2 protein-coding genes are annotated in these 3,396 nt (G+C 66.2%); both read right to left on the bottom strand.

Features of this window, described 5'->3' with window-relative positions:
• The coding region (tnpC, locus tag AC08OX_RS16220; RefSeq protein WP_476608592.1) for an IS66 family transposase at window positions 1-1,224 on the bottom strand (1,224 nt) is incomplete at its 3' end.
• A 533-nt stretch (window positions 1,225-1,757) separates the two neighbouring features.
• Window positions 1,758-2,768: a type I glyceraldehyde-3-phosphate dehydrogenase gene (gene gap, locus AC08OX_RS16215; RefSeq protein ID WP_476608591.1), complete on the bottom strand. Its 1,011-nt coding sequence runs from the start codon at window positions 2,766-2,768 to the stop codon at window positions 1,758-1,760.
• Between the last annotated feature and the right edge of the window lie 628 nt (window positions 2,769-3,396).

Genomic DNA, 3,396 nt, shown 5'->3' with positions numbered 1-3,396 from the left:
CACCACAGGAAGGGGTTCGAGGGCGGGGCCGGCGGGGGCTTTCCCGCCGGCTGTGGCGCAGGCGTTCAGGTAGCCGGTCAGGAACGCGAGGGGTTCACGGCCGTTGCGCTCGGCGGTGGCGACGATGGTCCAGACCCGGGCGGCGAGGTGCGCGGCCCACTCGGCGTGCGCGCCGTAGTAGTTCTTCCGCCCGACTACCGGGGTCCGCAGCGCCCTCTCGGCAGCATTGTTATCAAGATCCAGGTTGGGGAGGTGTCGGTGGCGGGCCAGCCCGTCCCATTCCCGGTCCAGGGTCGCCAGGACCTTCTTCGCCGCCGGGTGCAGGCTGTGGATCGCCGCCTCCGTGTGCCGCGCCGTGTCGATCGCCCTCAGCGCGGCCTCGAACGCGCCGGCGGCCTCGCGGTACCCGCTGGTTGTGGGCTGCTCGGCGGCGAGGGCGCGGTGAGCGAGGTAAAGCATCCCGATCCGGGCGACCCACTGGTCGGCCCAGTACCGCAGTTGGAGGGGGGCGTCCCCGGCCCGGATGAAGTACCGGCGGATGTGTGCCCAGCACCAGAGCGGGTCGACCCCGTCGATACGGCCCAGGGACTGGTAGACGGTGTAGAAGTCCGACGGGACGACGAGGCGACGCCCGTCGGGGAGCGCCCCGGCGGCCCGGTCGATCCCGAAGTGCTTCTCGACCGGCGCAGCCGAGCGGGTCGGGTCCATCCGGAACACCACCGTGTCGGCGGCGACGAACACCCACAGCCACCAGCGGGTCCCGTCCTTGCCCTCGACCCGCTCGAACACCCGCCACGCCGTCTCGTCCGCGTGGACATGGCCGGCGGCGGCGTTACGCGCCACGATCTGCTCGTCGAGCCCGCCGAGCAGGCCATGCACGTCCTTCAACGCCCCGCACAGGGTGCCCTCGGCGACCTCAAGCCCGTCGGCGGCCAGCGCCCGGGCGATCCGGTGCAACGGCAGGCCCAGGACATACTTCTCGTAGCGAAGTCGGGCGAGGAACCCCGCGGTGAACCGGCCCTTGGGAACCGGTTTGGGTGGCACCGGTACGGTCACCGTCCGCGGCCCCGGACATGTGCAGCACCGCCGATACCGTCGCCGCCGATGCACGATCCGGGTGATCACGACCTGCCAGTCGACCTGTTCGCTGTCGTCGGTCCCCAACGGCGCGAACGCCACCCCGCACCCGGCGCAGGCACGGTCGACCTCGGGCACCTCATGGATCTCCTCCCGGGTCCGCAGATGCGAGTAGTCCCGCCGGCCATGCCCCCGGCTCCCCGGCCGCTGCCCGCGTCTACGCGCCGGCCGGCATCCCCACCGCCCGAATCCTGCCGATCCTCAGGTTTCTCACCCGCAGCAGACGACGGACCGGTCCTCTCCGAGGAACGACCGAACAGCATCCGGGACAGCACCACGACCTGCTCGCTCAACTCCTCGACCCGCAGCTGCAACTGCCCGACACAGGCCTCGGCCTTCCCCGCACACTCCTCGGCCCGCTCGGCACGCCCACGCCAGTACGCCACCTCAGTGACATCATCGGCGACAGACAGAACAAACACACCACCCAGGACACATCACCAGCATCCCCGATATCAGGAACTACACCCGACAGATCACGAAGAGCCCACAACCCCCCACCAGCCATCCCGCGGGCACTCCGCCCGACTCCCGCCACAGCCACGACACCGCCACACGGCGGAACCAGCCACTCCACGCCATCACCGAATACTTATCCCTGCCCAGTTCAGCGGAGTCCGTTATGCAGTTGCGCCGCCGACCAACTGGGTCGTGTCTATAAGGCGGTTGGAGAATCCCCACTCGTTGTCGTACCAGCCGAAGATGTGTACGTGGCGCCCCTCGATAACCTGCGTGAGCAGGGAGTCGAAGATGCATGACGCCGGATCCTTGACGATATCCGCGGAAACGACCGGGTCCGCAGTGTAGCGCAGGATTCGTGCAAGTTCACCGTCCGCCGCCTTGCGGAAAAGCGAGTTGACCTCCTCCACCGTCGTCTCACGGTCCACCCGGACGGTCAGGTCGGTCAGCGAGCCAACGGGAACAGGAACCCGCACCGAGTACCCGTCGAGCTTGCCCTTCAGGCTTGGGAGCACGAGGCCGATCGCACTGGCGGCATTGGTGGTGGTCGGGATGGTGCTGAGGTTGGCCGCACGGGCGCGCCGGGGGTCGGGGTGCGGGCCGTCCTGCAGGTTCTGATCCTGCGTGTAGGCGTGGATCGTGGTCATGGTGCCGCACTCGATGCCGAGCCCGTCATCGAGCACCCGGGCCATGGGAGCCAGGCAGTTCGTCGTACACGAAGCGTTGGAGACGACCGTGTGCTTCTGGGGGTCGTACAGGTCATCGTTGATACCGATGACGAGGGTGAGATCCGCGTTCTTTGCCGCAGCGGAGACGACCACCTTCGAGGCGCCGGCATCGATATGCGCCCGGGCCTTGGCTGCGTCGTTGAACACGCCCGTCGACTCGATGACAACGTCGACTCCGAGGCGGCGCCACGGCAGCTGTGCCGGGTCGCGTTCGCTGAGAACCTCGACCACGGTGTCCCCGACCCTGAGCGATGAGCCCTCCGCCGCGACCTGCTGCGGCAGCAGCCCGTACACGCTGTCGTACTTCAGCAGGTCCGCCAGACTCTGCGCGCTGGCCAGGTCGTTGACCGCGGCCACGCGGATGTCGGCACCGGAAGTGAGCAGCGCACGGAAGTAGCTACGGCCGATACGGCCGAAGCCATTGATTCCCACAGTGATTGTCATGATTCCCATTCCGATTGCTAGGAGCCTCGTAGCGTAGGTGTCTTACTTTCGGTAAGTGTCGATATATCCCTCACATAAAAAGATCGAGGCGATTAGACTCCGGCGAACTCGGCGAGCGAATCAAAGCCGGCCGCACGCGTGACTGATTTTTCCTGTTCAAAGCTCACAGCATCGGCAGATCATTCTGATCCCGTCGCCTGGCGAGCATCTCCGCCGCATCCTTACGGACGCATCCTAGAAATAGGGCGTGACACTCCAATGGTTCGCTGCCAGTTTCCTCGATTGCAAGTCTGAAGAACTCACCCTGTCAGGCTTCCACGGCACTCCAATGCTTGGCTTGATAGAATAATTAGCTATGCCCATCCCCGAGGGTTTACCTCTTCCCTATACAGCTATAACTGTTCCCGTAACTGTGCGCGCCTCTCCAGGGCAACATGTCACCTGCACAAGTCCGCCGGCCGGGACTACACGCAATGCGTACACCGCCAGGCTCGCCGTCGACGCGGGTGCTGCAGTTCGCCGAGATGAGGATCTGACCACAGGTCAGTGATCATGCCGGCTTGCGCCGGCACCCTGGCCTGATGAGGATGTTGGTGCCGTCCGGTCCGACGTCGTCCCTCTGTGGTGC

Source organism: Frankia sp. CoBUL1 (assembly GCF_978021245.1).
This window is presented reverse-complemented; position numbering and strand designations above follow the sequence as displayed.